The following is a 3,170-nucleotide window of genomic DNA, read 5'->3' as shown; positions in this document are numbered from 1 at the left end:
ACAGTCTGCCATCCTGAATGGAATGTCGATGTAGAAGTTACCTCTCCTTCTGCTTTATTCCCAAGTATGATGCATTGGTCTGCAATTGATTACCCTGATATTACTGCTACCAGAGAACCATCACTGGTCATTTATGGTACAGGTTCATACATCGATCATGGAGGTATTGAATGGTTAGCATTAAATCCATCTATAGGTTTTTCCTTGGGATGGTTTATTTCAAAGGAGGGGCTATTTCGTTGGGTTGATGATAAAGGTAATACAATGGTTGAAAGCATCTGCTGGAAAGATGGTCCTATTTCTCGGCAGCCCCCGAAAAGGGATGACATATGTTCGAATGGATGGTTAGTCGTTGCATCAATAGAGGCGGTTGAGAAAATTCGAGAAGTTATCGGTGAGGCAGCAAGGGTAAATGCCGTTGTTCGTAGTTATGGTCGAGGTAGTTACGACCCTGTTACTACATCCATTCAACAAAGAGTTAATTGGTAGTGTAGTGAATGAGTTCCTTTGGCCGATCGATAAGAGGTATTGCAATACCTGAGATTATCCGTCAAATGCTAATTTAGCAAAGTCACTGACACACTTTTGTCCAGAGGCTTCTCAGCGCGATCATCGCTAGCAAGGAAATGCCCCAAAACGATTTATAGCCTGCTCGATATCCCACGTCATTCAAGCGCTATAAGACCTAGCTTTCCTAATGAAGATAGTGTCTTCTTATTACGATTGACTCTATGTAAATGCCATCTTCCAAGTCATAGAGATAAAAGTGCCTGCCACATGTGACAGGCTTAGGCGATGTAAGCGTCTAATTAAGCAGTGAGGCCTTATTCGGCCTCATCGATTTCCAAGTTCCAAGGCATAAGATCGGTCAAATCATCTTGAGGAGATCGCGTCGGTAGCACTTTGAATAAGTGCGTGAAGTAGTAATACGGATTGATATTATTCGCCCGACACGTCATCACTAAGCTATACAAGTTAGCACTCGCTGTTGCGCCTTCAACCGAGGTTGAGAACATCCAATTTTTCCGACCCGTTGTAAACGGGCGGATATCTCGCTCAGTCACATTATTATCAATGCTTATGTCGCCATCTTCTAAGTAAGTGAGCAACTTAGGCCATTGGTTAACTGTGTAATTGATAGCGCCACCGAGCTGACTTTTAGGCAGCACTTTTTCTTGGCTTTCCAGCAACCACTCATGGAACTTCTCTAAGATAGGTTTTGATTTTTGTTGGCGTAACTGCTGCCTTTCGACAGCGCTTAAGCCTTTGGATTCTTGTTCAATACCATAAAGCTTGGCGATGAAGTTAATAGCCTTTTCTACTCGGCCTGATTTCTTCTTCGGTTGGGATTTTTGTGCATCAGTAAATTTGCGCCGGACATGCGCTAAGCAACCGGCTTGGCTGACATTATCGAGACCGTTATAAGCTTGATACCCGTCGGTAAGCAGGTAGCCAGAGTAATCACCTAAGAAGTCTTTGACGCATTGCCCCGCGCGACTTGGTTGATAGTTGTAAATCACCACAGGTTGTTTGACGAACTCACCGCTACGATAGACCCACATGTAAGATTTGCTCTGGGCACTTCGATCTTGCTCTCGTAACACTTGAACCGTGGTTTCATCGGCACAGATTAGCTTCTCATTCAGTAAATGGGCTTTCATTGCCTCAACGATGACATTCACTTTATTACCCAACTGCACACACCAGTTGGCCAGTGTCCCGCGGCTTAAGTCGATATCAGAACGTTTTAAAATCTCAACCTGGCGATAAAGCGGCAGCGCATCAACATATTTTGCCGTCACGACAGCGGCGAAGGCTTCAGGGCTACCGATGCTTTGGGGGATCATATTGGCAGGTCGAGGCGCGGTGATGATCTTGCTACTGGTCTGTGTTTTTTCACACTGACGGCAGGCGTACTTGGTGCGCTCATGGCGGACGACGCTGACTTTCTGAGGAATGATTTTTAGCTCTTCTGAGACTTCAGTGCCGCACTCATGTAGAGGTTCATTACAGCATTCACAATAAGGGGCATTGAGTGTGTGTTGGTGAACTTCACGCTCTAGCTCTGCTGGCAGCGGTTTTCGGCCTTTCTTATGATGTTTCGGGGCCGATTTTGGCAATGCATTTTGCTGCTCAGCTTCATTGAATGTGCCTTTGGGCTCTTTTTTCGCTTTTGGCTGAGAAGCGCTTAGATTTACTCAAGTTCAGTTGCTCTAGAAGCAACTGCATTTTATTTTCTAACTCAACGACTTCCTCGGCTTGAGTCTCGACTGTCTTTTGGAGAGCGCTGTTCTCTTCCTGAAGCTTAAGCAGCATCGCTTTGAGTTGTTCTACATCATCAGGAAGTTCGGTCATGGTTAGGGCTCGTTATCTATTATTCCCGCTTAGTCTGACAGCGAAAAAGGATCGTTCAAGCCCAATGTAAGGATCAGTATTCTAGCTCACACTTCTCGTCCATAAAGGGGTTGGTGAGCCTTAGGGTTTTCAAGATTTAATCCAGATAATAACCAGTTAAGCTGTTGCGTAGAGATATGGATATGCCCCGCTGCCGTGGGTTTGGGCCACTTAAAGCGGCCTTTCTCTAATCGGCGATAGTAGAGCCAAAATCCATTGGTGTCCCAAAAGAGAATTTTGATTTTATCTCGGCCACGATTACAAAAGATGAACCACGCGCTGCTCAATGGATCCATTTCTAACACGTCTGCGACAATGAGAGACAGGCCATCAATCGACTTTCTCATGTCGGTAATACCAGAGACAAGATAAACAGCGCCACTTGGGATCATTGCAGTGCCTTAAGCCAAGTTTGAATTTGTGTCTGTGATAAAGAGGTCGGCAGCTCCGCTCTAAGACCATTCGGAAGATGTACAACAACCGTATCCACGCTTAAAGATGGACGATCACTCATTACCACTTGGTGGGCGATTTGTTCATCATCAGTTTGTTTAAGTTTCTTTAGCCAGTAGTGAAAAGTGGCGTAATTGATGACGTGCTCTTTGCAAAAGCTCGGAATAGAAAGGCCGCTTTCTTGCTGCTTGGAAACGATGTTAGTCCAATGTTGGTGTTTTTCTGATTGAGTCATAGTTCCTCCGTTTGTTTGAGAAACTATGACAAAAGCAGATTGGAATTAGAACGTGTGGTTAATTGCACGCTTACATTGTAACGCAGAT

General features: G+C 44.8%; 3 protein-coding genes and 1 pseudogene. 1 reads left to right on the top strand and 3 read right to left on the bottom strand.

The features are described 5' to 3' along the window. On the top strand, positions 1 to 489 hold a 489-nt coding region (locus ACKLNH_RS20470; RefSeq protein ID WP_413114113.1), incomplete at its 5' end, for a hypothetical protein. 335 nt (positions 490 to 824) lie between these two features. On the opposite strand, the pseudogene tnpC reads toward ACKLNH_RS20470, so the two are convergent. From tnpC to tnpA, 3 genes and pseudogenes are all read right to left on the bottom strand, one after another. Continuing rightward, a pseudogene (gene tnpC, locus ACKLNH_RS20465) lies at positions 825 to 2,355 on the bottom strand (IS66 family transposase). An 86-nt stretch (positions 2,356 to 2,441) separates the two neighbouring features. After that, positions 2,442 to 2,786, bottom strand: coding sequence for an IS66 family insertion sequence element accessory protein TnpB (gene tnpB / locus ACKLNH_RS20460; RefSeq protein WP_413114112.1), 345 nt, complete (start codon positions 2,784 to 2,786; stop codon positions 2,442 to 2,444). Continuing rightward, positions 2,783 to 3,082 carry an IS66 family insertion sequence element accessory protein TnpA gene (tnpA, locus tag ACKLNH_RS20455; RefSeq protein ID WP_413114111.1) on the bottom strand — a complete coding sequence of 100 codons (300 nt, stop codon included), beginning with the start codon at positions 3,080 to 3,082 and terminating at the stop codon, positions 2,783 to 2,785. Before tnpA ends, tnpB begins: the two co-directional genes overlap by 4 nt. Positions 3,083 to 3,170 lie beyond the last annotated feature (88 nt).

It is taken from the genome of Thaumasiovibrio clandestinus, from assembly GCF_047250365.1.
GTDB lineage: Bacteria > Pseudomonadota > Gammaproteobacteria > Enterobacterales > Vibrionaceae > Thaumasiovibrio.
This window is presented reverse-complemented; position numbering and strand designations above follow the sequence as displayed.